The organism is Isoptericola sp. Y581 (assembly GCF_059445475.1).
This window is the reverse complement of sequence record NZ_JCAIUK010000004.1, coordinates 139,116-153,929: the sequence shown is the minus strand read 5'-3', so window position 1 is coordinate 153,929 and position 14,814 is coordinate 139,116. Positions and strand designations below refer to the sequence as shown.

Here is a 14,814-nt window from a genome sequence, read left to right as displayed (position 1 = left end):
CATGGCGCGGGCGGAGGCCGAGCTGCCGGACGCGGAGCGGACACGGGCGCTGGGGGCGGCGCTGGCGGGTGTGCTCCGGGCGGGCGACCTCGTGATCCTCACGGGAGACCTGGGGGCGGGCAAGACGACGCTCACCCAGGGGCTCGGCGCCGCGCTGGGCGTGCGCGGCCACGTGGCGTCGCCGACGTTCATCGTGGCGCGCGAGCACCCGCCGCTGCCCCGCGTCGACGGCTCGCGCGGACCGGCGCTGGTGCACGTCGACGCCTACCGGCTGGGCGGCCTGGACGAGCTCGACGCGCTCGACCTGGACTCGTCGCTCGACGAGTCGGTGACCGTCGTCGAGTGGGGCCAGGGCCTGGCCGAGGCACTCACCGAGGACCGCCTGGAGATCGACCTCGAGCGCCCGCGCGGCCGCGCCGCGGGCGCCGCCGACGCCACGGAGGACGGTGCCGAAGACCTGGCCGAGGATCTGGCCGAGGATCCGGGCGCGGGCACGCGACACGCGACGCTGCGGGGCGTCGGGCCGCGCTGGGCCGGCGTCGACCTCGCCGCCCTCGTCGCGAGATAGAGAACCCTCGCGGGGAGGGGTTCTCCATCTCGCGTGTTCGCGCTATATCTCGCGGGAAACGTAGGCTGGGGCCGTGGCAGTTCTCGCTCTGGACACCTCTGCAGCCGTCGCCGTCGCCCTCGTCGACGAGACCGGCACCCGGCTCGCCTCCCGCTCGGCCGACGAGCGCCGTCGGCACGCCGAGTCGCTCGGCCCCCTCGTGGCTGAGGCGCTCGACGAGGCCGGGCTCGACCGCACCGCCCTGACGGCCGTGGTCGTCGGCACCGGCCCCGCGCCGTTCACCGGCCTGCGCGTTGGGCTCGTGACGGCGCGCACCCTGGCACTCAGCCTCGGGGTCGAGGTGCTCGGGGTGCCGAGCATCGACGTGGTCGCGGTGCAGGCGGTCGCCGACCTCGGGCTGGCGCCGGGCGACGAGGTGCTCGTCGCGACCGACGCCCGCCGCAAGGAGGTCTACTGGGCGCACTACCGCGTCGTCGCCCACGAGGGGCCGCACGGGGTGCCCGTCGTCGAGACCCTGGCGGGCCCCGGCGTGGACAAGGCCGCCGATCTGGCGGCCCGGCTCGAGGACGCTCCTGCAGACGGGCGGCTCGTCGTCGTGGGGGAGGGCGCCACGCTGTACCCCGAGCACCTGCCGGCCGACGAGGACGCCCCGCTCGTGCCCGACGCAGCCGTGCTGGCGCGCCTCGCGCTCGCTCGGCGCGCCGCCGGCGCGGAGCTGCCCACCGACCCGCTGTACCTGCGTCGTCCCGACGTGCAGGAGCCCGCGCCCGCGCGGCTGGTGCCGGCCACCGGGAGCCCGGCATGAGCGCCGACCTGCCCCGCGTGGTGCAGCAGGTGTACGCGCCGTCGTGCCGGCTGCGCCCGCTGGCGAGCGCGGACTTCGACCGGGTACTGCAGCTGGAGCGCGTGCTCTTCGGCGCGAGCGCCTGGACGTACGGCATGCTCGCCGACGAGCTCGCTGCGCTCGGCCGGTGGTATGTCGTCGCGGAGCCGACCGGCCCCGACGCCGCGGCCGTGTACGGGCCGGGCCGCAAGCCCGTCGTGGGATACGCGGGCCTGTGGTTCGACGGTGACGTCGCGCAGGTCATGACCATCGGCGTCGACCCCCACTACCAGCGGCACGGCGTGGGCCGCGCCCTGCTGGAGGCGCTGATCGACCGGTCGCGGAAGCTGAGGGCGGGCGCGGTGCTGCTCGAGGTGCGGGTGGACAACGGGCCGGCGCTCGCCCTGTACGAGCGTTTCGGCTTCGAGCGGATCGGGCTGCGCAAGCGGTACTACCAGCCCGAGGACAAGGACGCCTTCACGATGCGCCTGGATCTGTCGGCCGCGCGCAATGTACCGGCCCAGGCGGCCGCGGACGGCGGTCCCGGCATCGGTCCCGGCACCGACCCCGGCACCGACCCCGGCGACGGGCCCGACACGCCGGTGGGAGACGCCGCATGAACGACGTGAGCCCCGCCCGGTCCCGGATCCTGGTGGACGTCGCCGAGCTCGCCGCGGACCTGCAGGTCGGCACGGGGCCGGACCCGGCCGCCGGGGTGCCCGTGCTGCTGGACGTGCGCTGGGCGCTCGGCATGACCGACGGCCGCGAGCGCTACCTCGAGGGGCACCTGCCGGGTGCCGTGTACGTCGACATGGAGAGCGAGCTGGCCGCGGAGCCGTCTCCGGCCGAGGGGCGGCACCCGCTGCCGTCCGCGTCGTCGTTCCAGCGCAGCGCCCGCGCCTGGGGCGTGCGCGAGGGGTCGCGCGTCGTCGTCTACGACACGGTGGGCGGCCTGTCCGCGGCGCGGGCGTGGTGGCTGCTGCGGTACTTCGGGGTAGCGGACGTGCGGATCCTCGACGGCGGCCTGCCCGCGTGGGTGCGCGCCGGGTTCGCGCTTGAGGGCGGCGACGTGGTGCACGCGCCGGGGGACCTGGTCGTGCACCCGGGGCACCTGCCGGTGCTGGACGCGGACGACGCGGCCGAGCTGGCCGAGAGCGGCACGCTGCTGGACGCCCGCGCGGCCGAGCGCTACCGCGGCGAGACGGAACCGGTGGACCCACAGGCCGGGCACGTGCCCGGCGCCGTCTCGGCGCCGACCGCGGCGAACCTCCGCGACGACGGGACGTTCCTCGACGACGCAGCGCTCGCCGGGCGGTTCGCCGACCTCGGGCTCGGCGCTGCCAGGTCGGAGCAGGCGGACGAGCAGGCGGCGGAGGCGGGGGAGCCGGCCGTCGGCGTCTACTGCGGCTCCGGCGTGACGGCGTCGCACGAGGTCGCGGCCCTGGCGTGCGCGGGCATCCCGGCGGCGCTGTACCCGGGCTCCTGGTCGCAGTGGTCGAACGACCCGTCGCGGCCGGTCAGCCCGTCGGGATAGAGAAGGCGAACCGTCAGGCGATGCGGGCGACCTCGTCGAAGGAGAGGCGCGGGCCGCGCGGGTACGGCGAGCCCTCGCCCTCGGCGTGGCCGACGTTGATGACGAGGAACGACTTCCAGCCGGACTCGGCGAAGAACTCGCCGTCCACGCCGTCGAAGTCCATGCCGTTCATCGGGCCGGCGGCGAGGCCGGCGGCCCGCAGGCCGACGATGAGGTAGCCGGCCTGGATGAGCGCGTTGTTGCGGGCCATCAGCTCGCGGACGTCCGCGGCGGGGTCGAGCTGGTCCTTGATCCCCGGGTACGCGGGGTACAGCGTGTCCATGTGCTGGTGGAAGGCCGGGTCGGCGGCGAGCACCAGGGAGACCGGGGCAGCCTCGACCTTGGGCTTGTTGCCGTCGCCCATGTGGGCCACGAGGCGCTGCTTGGCCTCGGGGGAGTGCACGACGAGCACGCGCAGCGGCAGCGCGTTCATCGCGGTGGGGCCGAACTTCGCCAGGTCCCAGGCCGCGGCGAGCTGCGCGTCGGTCACGGGCGCGTCCGTCCACAGCGAGGTGGTGCGGGCGGAGCGGAACAGGAGGTCCGCCACGTCGTCGCCGACGGCGAGCGAGGCAGCGGGGTGCGTCAGAGTCTCGGTCATAGTTGCCTCAACAGATAGATGCAGAATCATGATTCCTGCCTCGGGCGTGACGTGAGGCACAGCGGTGTCCACCCCCGCGTCACGGCCGGTCGCCGTGGTGCGATCATGGGGCCATGGCACGCGCGCACGGGGGTAGCGGCCCCCTCGTCCTCGGAATCGAGACCTCCTGCGACGAGACGGGCGTCGCCCTCGTCCGCGGCGACGAGCTCCTGGTCGACGCGGTCGCGAGCTCGATGGACGAGCACGCGCGCTACGGCGGGATCATCCCCGAGGTCGCCAGCCGCGCCCACCTCGAGGCGATGGTGCCGACGATCACCCGGGCGCTCGGCGAGGCCGACGTCGACCTGTCCGAGGTGGACGCGGTCGCCGTCACCGCCGGCCCCGGCCTGGTGGGCCCCCTGACCATCGGTGCCTCGGCCGCGAAGGCGCTCGCGATCGGCCTGAACAAGCCGCTCTACGGCGTCAACCACGTGATCGGCCACGCCGCGGTGAACCAGCTCGTGGACGGACGGTTCGTCGGCCGCACGATGGCGCTGGTCGTCTCGGGCGGGCACAGCTCGCTCATGCTCGTCGACGACCTCGCGACGAGCGTCACCGAGCTCGGCTCCACCCTCGACGACGCCGCGGGGGAGGCGTTCGACAAGGTCGGCCGGCTGCTCGGCGTGCCGTACCCGGGCGGCCCGCACGTGGACCGGCTCGCGCGCGAGGGCGACCCGGAGGCCATCCGCTTCCCGCGCGGGCTGACTGCCGCCAAGGACCAGGCGAAGCACGCACACGACTTCTCGTTCTCCGGGCTCAAGACGGCCGTCGCGCGCTGGATCGAGGCGTGCGTGGACTCCGGGCGCGAGGTGCCCGCCGCCGACGTCGCCGCGTCGTTCGCCGCGGCGGTGGCCGACGTGCTCACCGCCAAGACGATCGCAGCCTGCCGGCGGCACGACGTCGACACGCTCGTCGTGGGCGGCGGGTTCTCCGCCAACAGCCAGCTGCGCGACCTCGCCGCGAAGCGGTGCGCGGAGGCCGGCATCGACCTGCGCATCCCGCCGATCCGCTACTGCACCGACAACGGGGCGATGATCGCCGCGCTCGGTTCGTCGGTCGTGCGGGCCGGGGTGGCGCCGTCGAGCCTCGACTTCCCTGTCGACTCCTCCATGCCGATGACGACGATCACGGTCTGAGAAAAGTCCTCGGCGCTTGGCCGGGGCGTCGCTAGCGTGCCGGTCGTGAGCTCCGCCGGCCGCAGCATCTACCAGCACCCGCTCGCCTACCTCGTCGGGCTCGAGGGGGTCGCGCTGATGCGTGCGTTCGCCGGCGAGCACGACCGCGCGTTCGTCGAGGCGCGGCTCGCCGACGTGCGTGCGCTGCTCGACGCCGGCGACCGGTTCGGCGACGGCCACGACGTGCCGCCGATCACCACCCAGGACGGTTACCGGCACTGGGCGCCCCGCTACGACGGCCCGAACGGGTTCTGGGGATGGAGGAGCCGCTCGTCCGGCCGCTGCTGGAGCGGGCCGAGCCGTGCGTGGTGATCGACGCCGCGTGCGGCACGGGCCGGCACACCCAGTGGCTCGTCGAGCAGGGGCACGAGGTGCTGGCGTTCGACACCTCGCCGGACATGCTTGCGATCGCCCGCGCCAAGGTGCCGGGTGCCCGGTTCGCGCAGGCCGACCTGTCCGACCTCCCGGTGCCCGACGCCTCTGCCGACCTCGTGCTCGTCACGCTCTCCCTCTGCCACGTGCGGGACCTGGGCCCGGTGTTCGCCGAGCTGGCGCGCGTGCTGCGCCCCGGCGGACGCCTCGTCGTCTCCGACACCCGCGGGTACTTCGTCGGCTCGCCGTTCTACCCGCTCGTCGAGGGGGCGGACGGCGAGTTCGGGTACATCCCGAACTGGCGGCACGAGACGAGCGAGTACCTGCAGGCGGCGCTGCCCGCGGGGCTGGTGCGACCCCACGGGCGACCTGACGTTCGAGGACCCGTCCAGGCCGCCGAACGTCTGGGAGATGATGCCGTGGGTCGAGGCGGCCACCCGCGCGGCGTACGCCGGTGCGCCCGTGCTCATCGTGTGGGACTTCGCGCGGGAGTAGCTAGCCTGCCGCGGGCAGCGGCCTGCCCGCGCGCAGCTCGGCGACCAGCGACGCCACCACGGCCTCGAGGGCGTCCTGCCCGCCGCCGTGGGCCCGGGCCACCTCCCGCTGACGCTGGTACGACGCGCCGCGGCGCACGATCTCGCGCACGCCCTCGAGCTCCACGGTGCAGCCGAGGCGTCCCGCCACGGGTTCGAGGGTCGTGAGCAGGCGGGGGAGGGCGTCGGTGACGAGCTCCTCCTCGCCGGCCTGGTCGAGGATGATGATCGCGTCCATCCCGTACCGGGCGGCGCGCCACTTGTTCTCGTGCACGAACCACGGCGGCATCGTCGGCAGCAGCCGGCCGGCGTCGAGCAGGCCCGACAGGTGCTCCACGAGGCAGTGCACCAGCGCGCCGAGCGCGGCCAGCTCGAAGGCGTTCGACGTGCCGTCGCAGATGCGCACCTCGATCGTGCCGAACTGAGGCGCCGGCCGGATGTCCCAGCGCACCTCGGTGAAGTCGTCGATGACCCCGGTGTGGAGCATGTCGTCCACGTACCGCTCGAGCTCGCTCCACGCGGCGAACTGGTACGGCAGCCCGGCCGTGGGCAGCTGCTGGAAGATCATGGTCCGCATCGACGCGTAGCCCGTGTCGTCGCCCCCGAAGAACGGCGACGACGCAGACAGCACCTGCAGGTACGGCAGGTACACCAGCAGGGAGTTGACGATGGGCAGCACCTTGGCACGGTCCTCGATCCCCACGTGCGCGTGCACGCCGTAGACGATCTGCTGGCGCCCGACGACCTGGGCGCGGTCGACGACGGTCGCGTACCGCTCCGTGTCCGTCACCTTCTGCTGGGACCAGTGCGCGAACGGGTGGGTGCCCGCGCCCATGAGGTCCACCCGCATCGGGCCCGTGGCGTCGTGGATGGCAGCGATGCCGCGCTCGAGGTCGGCGATCGCCTCGGGCACGGTGCGCCGCACGTCGCTGATCACCTCGACCGTGTTGCGCAGGAACTCGGGCTTCACGTAGCGGTGCCGCACGTCGTCCGCCACCGCCTCGAGAACCGCGGGCGCCACCTGTCGGAGGTCGCCGGCGTCGGCGTCGACCAGAGCGAGCTCCCATTCGAGCCCGACGCTCGACCGGTCGGAGGCGGCGAATTCCAGCACCATACGGGCCATGCTTCCACGGAGTCCACCGGTCGAGCCTGTCGAGACCACGGGTTTCGACAGGCTCAACCAGCGAGTACTGACGGGCTCGACCAGGGGGTTTCGACAGGCTCGACCAGGGGGTTTCGACAGGCTCGACCAGCGAGTACTGACGGGCTCGACCAGGGGGTTTCGACAGGCTCGACCAGCGGGTTCTGGCACGCTCAACCAGCGAGGCGCTCGACGACGAGCACGTGCTGCGCGCCGGCGACGCGCGTGAGGACGAGCGTCGCCTCGGCGTCCCCCTTCGGCGAGAGCTGTGCGCGCAGCTGCTCGGGCGTGACGGCGGTGCCGCGCTTCTTGATCGTCAGCCGCCCGACGCCGCGCTCGCGCAGGTAGGCCTTGAGCCGCTTGAGGTTGAACGGCATGACGTCGAGCACCCGGTAGCCGGTGGCCAGCGGCGCCCGGCCGGCGGGCGGCGGGGCGGCGGGCTGGTCCGTGGTGACGTACGCGATGGTGCGGTCCACGAGCCGCCCGCCCAGCTCGGCGGCGGCGTGCGCCACGAGCCCTGCCCGGATGACGGCGCCGTCCGGCTCGTACAGGTACGCGCCGACGGACCCCACGGCGGGCACGACGTCAGCCGGGTCGCCGTCGGCGCGCAACGTGCGCGACGTGGTCGTCCCGCCGGCCGAGGAGAGCACGAGGGCGGACCGGCCGGGCCCGTCGGGGGCGAGCGGCCCGAACCACAGGCCGGCCTCCACGACGTCGCCGTCCACCGAGACCCACTGGGTCTCGGCGTCCGCGGGCAGGCCCTGGTGCGGGATGCCGGGCCCGACCTTGATGCCGAGTGCCGGGACCTGCGACCGCAGCGCCCACACGGCGTCGAGCGGGGGAGCGTAGGCGGCCGGGTCGAAGACGCGCTTGCCACCGCGCGTGCGGCGGGCGGGGTCGGCGTAGATCCCGTCGACCCCCTCGGCGGCGAGGTCGAGACCGAGCCCGTCGGCGTGCCGCACCTCGGCCTCGGGGAAGTGGCGCAGGTTGACGGTGGCCATCGCGGCGGTCATCTCGTCGACGTCGGCCGCAAGCACCCGGAGCCCGACGCCGGCGAACGCGAGTGCGTCGGCGCCGACGCCGCTGGTGAGGTCGGCGACCTTGGTGACCCCGGCCTCCAGGTAGCGCCGGGCGTGCACCGCCGCGACCACCAGCCGCGTCGCCTGCTCGACACCCTCGGGGGTGAAGAGCATCCCGTCGGCGAAGTCGCCCAGCTTGGCACGGGCCTTGGCCCGCAGGCGGGACTGCGTGAGGGCGGCGGCCGCGAGATCGGGGTCGACGCCGTCGGCGCGCAGCCGCGTGGCGAGGGCCATCGCCGTCTTCTCGTCGTACGGCGGCAGGGCGTTGAGCAGTGCCCAGCCCTCGGGGCTCAGCAGCTTGCTCACGGAGGCGGCGTCCATCGGGCCATCGTCTCAGGCGTCGCCGCCGGGTCGGGGACGAGCACCAGGCGCGACGCTCTCGGTGAATTATTGGCACTCGACTTGTCAGAGTGCTAACGGCTGCCTAGATTTGTCGTCAGCGACCGCAGGCTGTAACCGGCACCCGCGACGACGGCCAGCCGCTGGGCGCGACCTCAGTCCATCCATGCACAGCGAAACAAGGAGGTCCGACGTGTCGGTCCCCATCAAGCCGCTCGAGGACCGGATCGTCGTCAAGGCCATCGAGGCCGAGACCACGACCGCTTCCGGCCTGGTCATCCCGGACACCGCCAAGGAGAAGCCCCAGGAGGGCGAGGTCCTGGCCGTGGGCGAGGGTCGCTTCGACGACAAGGGCAACCGTGTCCCCGTCGACGTGAAGGTCGGTGACAAGGTCATCTACAGCAAGTACGGCGGCACCGAGATCAAGTACGCCGGTGAGGACTACCTCGTCCTCTCCGCGCGCGACGTCCTCGCGGTCGTCGTCGCCTGACGACGAGCCAGCGCGGAAGGCCTCGCATCGAGATCGGTGCGGGGCCTTCGTGCGTCATGACAGATTCCGGCGGCTCTCAGCCGGTCTTGCGGGAGGTGCCGGCGAGGATGGCGGACCGCTCGTCCTCGCTGAGCCCGCCCCACACGCCGTAGGGTTCGCGCACCTGGAGCGACTGCTCTCGGCACTCCAGCATGACGGGGCAGGAACTGCAGATCGCCTTGGCCGCCTCGGCCCGCCGTCGGCGGGTCGATCCACGCTCACCCTCCGGGTGGAAGAACAGTGTGTCGTCCGTGTCGCGGCACGAACCCTGGTACTGCCACTCCCACAGCTCCATCACAGGGCCGGGAAGTCTTGAGATCTCCGTCATGCCGAACAACCTACAAGTTGTGCAGAAGTTGTTCAAGGTGCAGTTGTGTGACGAGGTTAATGGTTCAGTGTTCAACTTCCGCCTCCCGGTGTGAATCGGTTCGGCCGGCATTGACCGGCTTTGACGTGCGTCTGTGAGATGGATCGCGGCGCGCCCGGCTGCGCAGTGGCGACCCCCGGGTCCTCTCGGCAGAATCGAGGCCATGACCTCATCCCGGCCCGCCCCTCGCGGGGGCGGGTCTCGCGCGTCGAGCCCGGGCCTCGCCGTCGCGGCGGTCGCCAGGCGCCTGGGGGTGGCCCCGGCGACCCTCCGCACGTGGGACCGTCGCTACGGACTCGGCCCGTCCGCCCGCACCGCGGGATCGCACCGTCGCTACACGCCCGAGGACGTGGCGCGCCTGCTCGTGATGCGCCGCCTCACGCTCGAGGGCGTGGCGCCCGTGGACGCCGCCCGCGCGGCGCTCGAGGCCGGCGTCGAGGAGCTCGAGGAGGCCACCGAGCAGGCCGCCGCGAAGGCTTCCGACGCCGGTGACACGGCGCGCGAGCCCGACGACGAGCAGCGGCCGGCCCGCCCGGCCGACAGCGACCCTCCGCGGTCAGGTCGTGCCCACCTGCGGGCGCTCCCCGGCGGTGGTGAGCGCTCCCCGGCGACGTCCAGCGCGGCTCCGGGGCGGAGCGCCTCCGGGCTCGTGTCCGCCGTCGTCGACGCCGCCCTGGCCTACGACCAGGCGTCCTGCGACGACCTGCTGGCCCTGTCCGCGCAGGGCGACCCGGCAGTCTGGTGGACGGAGGTCGCCGAGCCCGCCTGGCAGCGCGTGGCGCAGCGGACGGTGCTCGCCGGACCGGGCGCGGTCCCGGAGGTGGTCCTGGCGACGGCGGCCCTGCGCGCGCTGCGCGACTTCACCGAGGCGTTCGAGCGGGCGATGGTCGCGGGCGGCGCGCCGCCCGCGAACCACCCCAGCCGGATGCGCAAGATCGTGCTCATCTTCGCGGCCCCCGACGAGGTGGTCCCGCTGTCGGCGCACGCACTGGCCGCGGCGCTGACGGCCAAGGGGGCGACCGCGCGGATCGTGACCGGGCCGGCGAGCACGCACCGCTCGCTCGAGCTCGTGACGATGGTGCGGCCCGCGGCCCTTGTGCTCGCCACGGCGCAGCGGCGGCCCGACCTCGACCTCGTGCACGCGGTGCACGACGGCTTCTCCGAGCTCCCGATCATCGTCAGCCTGCGTCGTGACGACGCGGCGAGCGAGCTTCCCCTGGCCGCGACGGTGCAGCGCGTCCGGTCCTTCACCGCGATGCTGCACGAGGCGCTCGCCGTCGTGGCGTGAGGTCCGCCACCCCGGCCTCCGACGGCGCCTCGGGCCGGAATATCGGCGACCTCGGGAACGTAGACTCCTGACATGACGGACTCGACCTCGCCCGCGCACGACCCGTTCGGATTCCTCGGCCTCACGTACGACGACGTGCTGCTGCTGCCGGGCTACTCGGACCTGGCCCCCACGGACATCGACACGACCTCGCGCCTCACCCGCGAGATCTCCCTGCGGGTGCCGCTGGTCTCCGCGGCGATGGACACCGTCACCGAGTCCCGGATGGCGATCGCGATGGCGCGCCAGGGCGGCATCGGCGTGCTGCACCGCAACCTGTCGATCGAGGACCAGGCGTACCAGGTCGACCTCGTGAAGCGCACGCAGACCGGCATCATCTCCAACCCGGTGACGATCGGCCCGGACGCGACGCTCGAGGAGCTCGACAAGCGGGCGGGGGAGTACCGCATCTCCGGGTTCCCGGTGGTCGACGCGGGCGGTCGCCTGACCGGGATCGTCACCAACCGCGACCTGCGCTTCACCCCCGTTGCCGAGTGGGCCACGACCAAGGTCTCCGAGGTCATGACCCCCGCCCCGCTCATCACCGGACCGGCGGGGATCGCGCGCGACGACGCGACGCTCCTGCTGCGCAAGCACAAGCTCGAGCGGCTGCCGCTGGTGGACGACGAGGGCCGGCTGGCTGGGCTCATCACCGTCAAGGACTTCGTGAAGTCCGAGCAGTTCCCGAACGCCTCCAAGGACGGGCAGGGGCGCCTGCTCGTGGGCGCGGCGATCGGCTACTTCGGCGACGCGTGGGAGCGGGCGACGACCCTGGTCGACGCGGGCGTCGACGTCCTGGTCGCGGACACCGCGCACGGCAACGTGGCGATGCTCGTCGACATGGTCCGCCGACTCAAGACCGACCCCGCCACCCGGCACGTGCAGGTGATCGGCGGCAACGTCGCGACCAAGGAGGGCGCGCAGTCCTTCGTCGACGCGGGCGCCGACGGCATCAAGGTCGGCGTGGGCCCGGGCTCGATCTGCACCACCCGCATCGTCACGGGTGTCGGCGTGCCGCAGATCACCGCCGTCTACGAGGCGTCCCTCGCCGCGCGCGAGGCCGGGATCCCGGTGATCGCGGACGGCGGCATGCGGCACTCCGGCGAGATCGGCAAGGCGATCGTCGCGGGGGCCGAGGCGGTCATGCTCGGCTCGATGCTGGCCGGCACCGAGGAGGCGCCGGGCGAGACGATCCTTGTCAACGGCAAGCAGTACAAGGCATACCGCGGGATGGGCTCGATGGGGGCCATGTCCTCGCGCGGCAAGAAGTCGTTCTCCAAGGACCGGTACTTCCAGGCCGAGGTCACCAGCGACGACAAGATCGTGCCCGAGGGCATCGAGGCGCAGGTGCCGTACAAGGGCACGCTCAACGCCGTGGCGCACCAGCTCGTGGGTGGCCTGCACCAGTCGATGTTCTACGTGGGCGCCCGCACCGTGCCGGAGCTGCAGGCCAAGGGCCGGTTCGTGCGGATCACCTCCGCCTCCCTCAAGGAGAGCCACCCCCACGACGTGCAGATGACCGTCGAGGCGCCGAACTACACCGGCTTCTGACGACGCCGGTCGAGCCTGTCGAGGCCCGGGTCTCGACAGGCTCGAATGCCCGTGAAACCCGCCGTCGATCGTGCTGGTGCACAGCTCGCTCCGGTCGTTCGGACACCTGGGACGCCACCGGCGTGCCCGGGCCGCCGGGGCTCGTGCGGCCGCACAACGCGTACTGGAACGTGCTGCTCGGCGTGGACCACCGCGCGGCCGCCTGGCGCGGCCAGGAGCCGGTGCCCGCTGTCGTCAGCCGGCGCGCAGGGTCGGGCTGATCGACTCGGTGACCGCCGGCGCCGGCTGGGACGGCCAGGCCGTCGACGTCGGCGGGCGGCCGTCGTGCAGCGCGGCGCGCTCGGCGTTGACGCGCTCCGCCCAGTCGTGGTGCACCCCCGCCTGCGCGGCGTGCAGGGCCTCGAGCGCGACGCTCCGCAGGTGCGGGTGCCGGGTGAGCTGCGCGTCGAGCACGTCGAGCGTGGCGAGCGCGTCGACGTCGGCCGTGTGCAGGTTGCCGACGCCCTCGATCTCGTACAGGGCGCACAGGTCGCCGAGCCGCCGCTTGCCCTCCCGCGAGCCGTCGAGCCAGCGGTCGAGCTGGAGCGGGTCGATCACGGGGGAGACGGGGCGGCCGAGCCGCTCGGGCACGGTGGCGAGGTCGTGCCGGGCCAGCTCGGCGTCGAGCAGCGAGAGGTCGAACGAGGCGTTGTACGCCACGAGCGGCGCACCCCGGCGGACGTGCTCGACCAGCGTGGTCGCGATCTGCTCGAGCGCCGTGCCGGGCGCCTGCCCGGCCGCCCGGGCGTGCGCGGTGGTGATGCCGTGGATGGCGGCGGCCTCCGCGGGGATCTCGACGCCGGGGTCGAGGATCCAGGTGCGCACGTCGGTGCGCTGCCCGGGGCTCCGGAGCACGAGGGCCGCGGTGACGATGCGGTCGTGACAGACGTCGAGGCCCGTGGTCTCGGTGTCGAACCCGAGCACGGGGTCGCTCGACCACCCCGTGTGCTGCGCTCCGTGCCTCGTCATGCTCACTGCCCTCCCGGCGGGGCCTCGTTGCCGGCCTCGACCTGGCACGGACTGTGCCACCGGCCACCGACAGCCGCGCCGTGCCGGACGGGCCCGACCGTCCCGGGGCCGCGCCGGTACCCTGGTCCGGTGAGCAACGAGATCGAGATCGGACGTGGCAAGCGCGGCCGCCGCGCATACTCCTTCGACGACATCGCGATCGTGCCCTCGCGGCGCACGCGCGACCCGAAGGACGTCTCCGTGGAGTGGCAGATCGATGCCTACCACTTCGAGCTGCCGATCATGTCGGCGCCGATGGACTCCGTGATGAGCCCGGACACCGCGGTGGCGCTGGGGAATCATGGCGGCCTGGGCGTCCTCGACCTCGAGGGCCTGTGGACGCGCTACGAGTCGCCCGAGCCGCTGCTCGCCGAGATCCGCGACCTGTCGGCCGAGCAGGCGACCCAGCGCATGCAGGAGATCTACGCCGAGCCGATCAAGCCCGAGCTGATCACGCAGCGCCTCAAGGAGATCCGCGCCTCGGGCGTCACGGTCGCCGGGGCCCTGTCCCCGCAGCGCACGCAGGAGCACTATCAGACGGTGGTCGACGCCGGCGTCGACCTGTTCGTCATCCGCGGCACCACGGTCTCCGCCGAGCACGTCTCGGGCAACGCCGAGCCGCTCAACCTCAAGAGGTTCATCTACGAGCTCGACGTGCCCGTCGTCGTCGGCGGCGCGTCCACCTACACCGCGGCGCTGCACCTCATGCGCACGGGCGCGGCCGGCGTGCTCGTCGGCTTCGGCGGCGGGGCCGCGCACACGACGCGCGTCGGCCTCGGCATCCACGCCCCCATGGCGACCGCCGTGTCCGACGTCGCCGCCGCGCGCCGCGACTACCTCGACGAGTCGGGCGGCCGGTACGTGCACGTCATCGCCGACGGCGGCGTGGGCCGCTCGGGCGACGTGGTCAAGGCCGTCGCGTGCGGGGCCGACGCCGTCATGCTCGGCGCCGCGCTCGCCCGTGCGTCGGAGGCGCCGGGTCAGGGCTGGCACTGGGGTCCGGAGGCGCACCACGCGGTGCTGCCGCGCGGCGAGCGGGTCGAGGTCGGCACGGCCGGCTCGCTCGAGCAGATCCTGTTCGGGCCCAGCGGCACCGCCGACGGCACCCTCAACCTGGTCGGCGCCCTGCGCCGGGCCATGGCCACGACCGGCTACTCGGACCTCAAGGAGTTCCAGCGGGTCGAGGTCGTCGTGTCCCCCTACCAGCCGCGATGACCACCGGCGCCACGACCCGGGACGCGCTCGACGTCGCGTTCCGGGAGATCGAGGACGGCGACGTCGAGCAGGTCGTCACGCTGTGGGGGGCCTGCGGGCTGACCCGGCGGTGGAACGACCCGCACCTGGACATCGCCGATGCCCGGACCAACCCGACGTCGACCGTCCTGGTCGCCGCGGGGGAGGACGAGGTGGTGGCGTCCGCCGTGGTCGGCTACGACGGCCACCGGGGGTGGGTCTACTACCTGGCCGTCAGCCCCGGGGTGCAGCGCGGGGGACTGGGTCGAGCTGCGATGGGCGCGGCCGAGGACTGGCTGCGCCGGCGGGGCGTGCGCAAGATGCGCCTCATGGTGCGGCACGGGAACGAGGGCGTGCTGGGGTTCTACGAGGCGCTCGGATACACCGACTCCGACTGCGTGGTCCTGGGCCGCGACCTGTAGCGGCCGCCCGCCGTCGCGCCCGGGGGCCGGAAACGTTCCCGGTCGCGCTGAGAGCGAACGGCCCGGCGAACCTTGGACGACGGTTGCCCTGGTGACAC

Annotated in this window: 17 protein-coding genes and 1 pseudogene; 13 read left to right on the top strand and 5 right to left on the bottom strand. The window is 73.5% G+C overall.

Annotation, left to right across the window (positions count from 1 at the left end):
• The first annotated feature begins 1 nt into the window (after nt 1).
• From tsaE to AC1C2W_RS09235, 4 genes are all read left to right on the top strand, one after another.
• Nucleotides 2-568 carry a tRNA (adenosine(37)-N6)-threonylcarbamoyltransferase complex ATPase subunit type 1 TsaE gene (gene tsaE, locus AC1C2W_RS09250; protein WP_495389122.1) on the top strand — a complete coding sequence of 189 codons (567 nt, stop codon included), beginning with the start codon at nt 2-4 and terminating at the stop codon, nt 566-568.
• A gap of 73 nt (nt 569-641) precedes the next feature.
• On the top strand, nt 642-1,373 hold the full coding sequence (tsaB, locus tag AC1C2W_RS09245; protein WP_495388583.1) for a tRNA (adenosine(37)-N6)-threonylcarbamoyltransferase complex dimerization subunit type 1 TsaB: 732 nt from the start codon (nt 642-644) through the stop codon (nt 1,371-1,373).
• Nucleotides 1,370-2,011 carry a ribosomal protein S18-alanine N-acetyltransferase gene (gene rimI, locus AC1C2W_RS09240; RefSeq protein WP_495412950.1) on the top strand — a complete coding sequence of 214 codons (642 nt, stop codon included), beginning with the start codon at nt 1,370-1,372 and terminating at the stop codon, nt 2,009-2,011. The genes tsaB and rimI overlap by 4 nt, the downstream gene beginning before the upstream one ends.
• Entirely contained in the window at nt 2,008-2,925 is a 918-nt protein-coding gene (locus tag AC1C2W_RS09235) for a sulfurtransferase (RefSeq protein WP_495412949.1), read from the top strand. The genes rimI and AC1C2W_RS09235 overlap by 4 nt, the downstream gene beginning before the upstream one ends.
• 13 nt (nt 2,926-2,938) lie before the next feature.
• Here AC1C2W_RS09235 and AC1C2W_RS09230 read toward each other — a convergent pair whose 3' ends face one another.
• Nucleotides 2,939-3,562, bottom strand: coding sequence for a malonic semialdehyde reductase (locus AC1C2W_RS09230; protein WP_495412948.1), 624 nt, complete (start codon nt 3,560-3,562; stop codon nt 2,939-2,941).
• Between the two features lie 113 nt (nt 3,563-3,675).
• Between AC1C2W_RS09230 and tsaD the strand changes: the two genes are divergently transcribed.
• The 3 genes and pseudogenes from tsaD to AC1C2W_RS09215 all read left to right on the top strand — a co-directional run.
• Nucleotides 3,676-4,737, top strand: a complete 1,062-nt coding sequence (tsaD, locus tag AC1C2W_RS09225) for a tRNA (adenosine(37)-N6)-threonylcarbamoyltransferase complex transferase subunit TsaD (RefSeq protein WP_495412947.1) — start codon at nt 3,676-3,678, stop codon at nt 4,735-4,737.
• Nucleotides 4,738-4,782: 45 nt separating this feature from the next.
• Nucleotides 4,783-5,088 carry a hypothetical protein gene (locus tag AC1C2W_RS09220; protein WP_495388578.1) on the top strand — a complete coding sequence of 102 codons (306 nt, stop codon included), beginning with the start codon at nt 4,783-4,785 and terminating at the stop codon, nt 5,086-5,088.
• Nucleotides 5,034-5,351, top strand: a pseudogene (locus tag AC1C2W_RS09215) (class I SAM-dependent methyltransferase); the annotation flags it as partial. The gene AC1C2W_RS09220 and the pseudogene AC1C2W_RS09215, both read left to right, overlap by 55 nt.
• A gap of 292 nt (nt 5,352-5,643) precedes the next feature.
• Here AC1C2W_RS09215 and AC1C2W_RS09210 read toward each other — a convergent pair.
• The gene (locus AC1C2W_RS09210; protein WP_495412946.1) at nt 5,644-6,795 is read right to left on the bottom strand and encodes a glutamate--cysteine ligase; all 1,152 of its coding nucleotides are present in this window, start codon (nt 6,793-6,795) and stop codon (nt 5,644-5,646) included.
• A gap of 200 nt (nt 6,796-6,995) precedes the next feature.
• Nucleotides 6,996-8,222: a class I SAM-dependent methyltransferase gene (locus AC1C2W_RS09205; RefSeq protein ID WP_495412945.1), complete on the bottom strand. Its 1,227-nt coding sequence runs from the start codon at nt 8,220-8,222 to the stop codon at nt 6,996-6,998.
• A 211-nt stretch (nt 8,223-8,433) separates the two neighbouring features.
• On the opposite strand from AC1C2W_RS09205, the gene groES reads away from it, so the two are divergent.
• Nucleotides 8,434-8,730 carry a co-chaperone GroES gene (gene groES / locus AC1C2W_RS09200; protein WP_495388575.1) on the top strand — a complete coding sequence of 99 codons (297 nt, stop codon included), beginning with the start codon at nt 8,434-8,436 and terminating at the stop codon, nt 8,728-8,730.
• A 76-nt stretch (nt 8,731-8,806) separates the two neighbouring features.
• Here groES and AC1C2W_RS09195 read toward each other — a convergent pair whose 3' ends face one another.
• The gene (locus AC1C2W_RS09195; protein WP_495388574.1) at nt 8,807-9,097 is read right to left on the bottom strand and encodes a WhiB family transcriptional regulator; all 291 of its coding nucleotides are present in this window, start codon (nt 9,095-9,097) and stop codon (nt 8,807-8,809) included.
• 202 nt (nt 9,098-9,299) lie between these two features.
• On the opposite strand from AC1C2W_RS09195, the gene AC1C2W_RS09190 reads away from it, so the two are divergent.
• From AC1C2W_RS09190 to AC1C2W_RS09180, 3 genes are all read left to right on the top strand, one after another.
• Nucleotides 9,300-10,424, top strand: a complete 1,125-nt coding sequence (locus AC1C2W_RS09190; RefSeq protein ID WP_495388573.1) for a MerR family transcriptional regulator — start codon at nt 9,300-9,302, stop codon at nt 10,422-10,424.
• A 72-nt stretch (nt 10,425-10,496) separates the two neighbouring features.
• On the top strand, nt 10,497-12,014 hold the full coding sequence (gene guaB / locus AC1C2W_RS09185; RefSeq protein WP_495388572.1) for an IMP dehydrogenase: 1,518 nt from the start codon (nt 10,497-10,499) through the stop codon (nt 12,012-12,014).
• A 122-nt stretch (nt 12,015-12,136) separates the two neighbouring features.
• Nucleotides 12,137-12,274, top strand: coding sequence for a hypothetical protein (locus tag AC1C2W_RS09180; RefSeq protein WP_495388571.1), 138 nt, complete (start codon nt 12,137-12,139; stop codon nt 12,272-12,274).
• Here AC1C2W_RS09180 and AC1C2W_RS09175 read toward each other — a convergent pair.
• Nucleotides 12,249-13,022, bottom strand: coding sequence for an exonuclease domain-containing protein (locus AC1C2W_RS09175; RefSeq protein WP_495388570.1), 774 nt, complete (start codon nt 13,020-13,022; stop codon nt 12,249-12,251). The two genes, AC1C2W_RS09180 and AC1C2W_RS09175, sit on opposite strands and share 26 nt — an antisense overlap.
• A gap of 129 nt (nt 13,023-13,151) precedes the next feature.
• Here AC1C2W_RS09175 and AC1C2W_RS09170 point away from each other — a divergent pair, with 129 nt between their 5' ends.
• Together AC1C2W_RS09170 and AC1C2W_RS09165 are read left to right on the top strand one after the other, a co-directional pair.
• Nucleotides 13,152-14,276, top strand: coding sequence for a GuaB3 family IMP dehydrogenase-related protein (locus AC1C2W_RS09170; RefSeq protein ID WP_495388569.1), 1,125 nt, complete (start codon nt 13,152-13,154; stop codon nt 14,274-14,276).
• Nucleotides 14,273-14,716, top strand: a complete 444-nt coding sequence (locus tag AC1C2W_RS09165; RefSeq protein ID WP_495388568.1) for a GNAT family acetyltransferase — start codon at nt 14,273-14,275, stop codon at nt 14,714-14,716. The genes AC1C2W_RS09170 and AC1C2W_RS09165 overlap by 4 nt, the downstream gene beginning before the upstream one ends.
• Nucleotides 14,717-14,814: the final 98 nt, after the last annotated feature.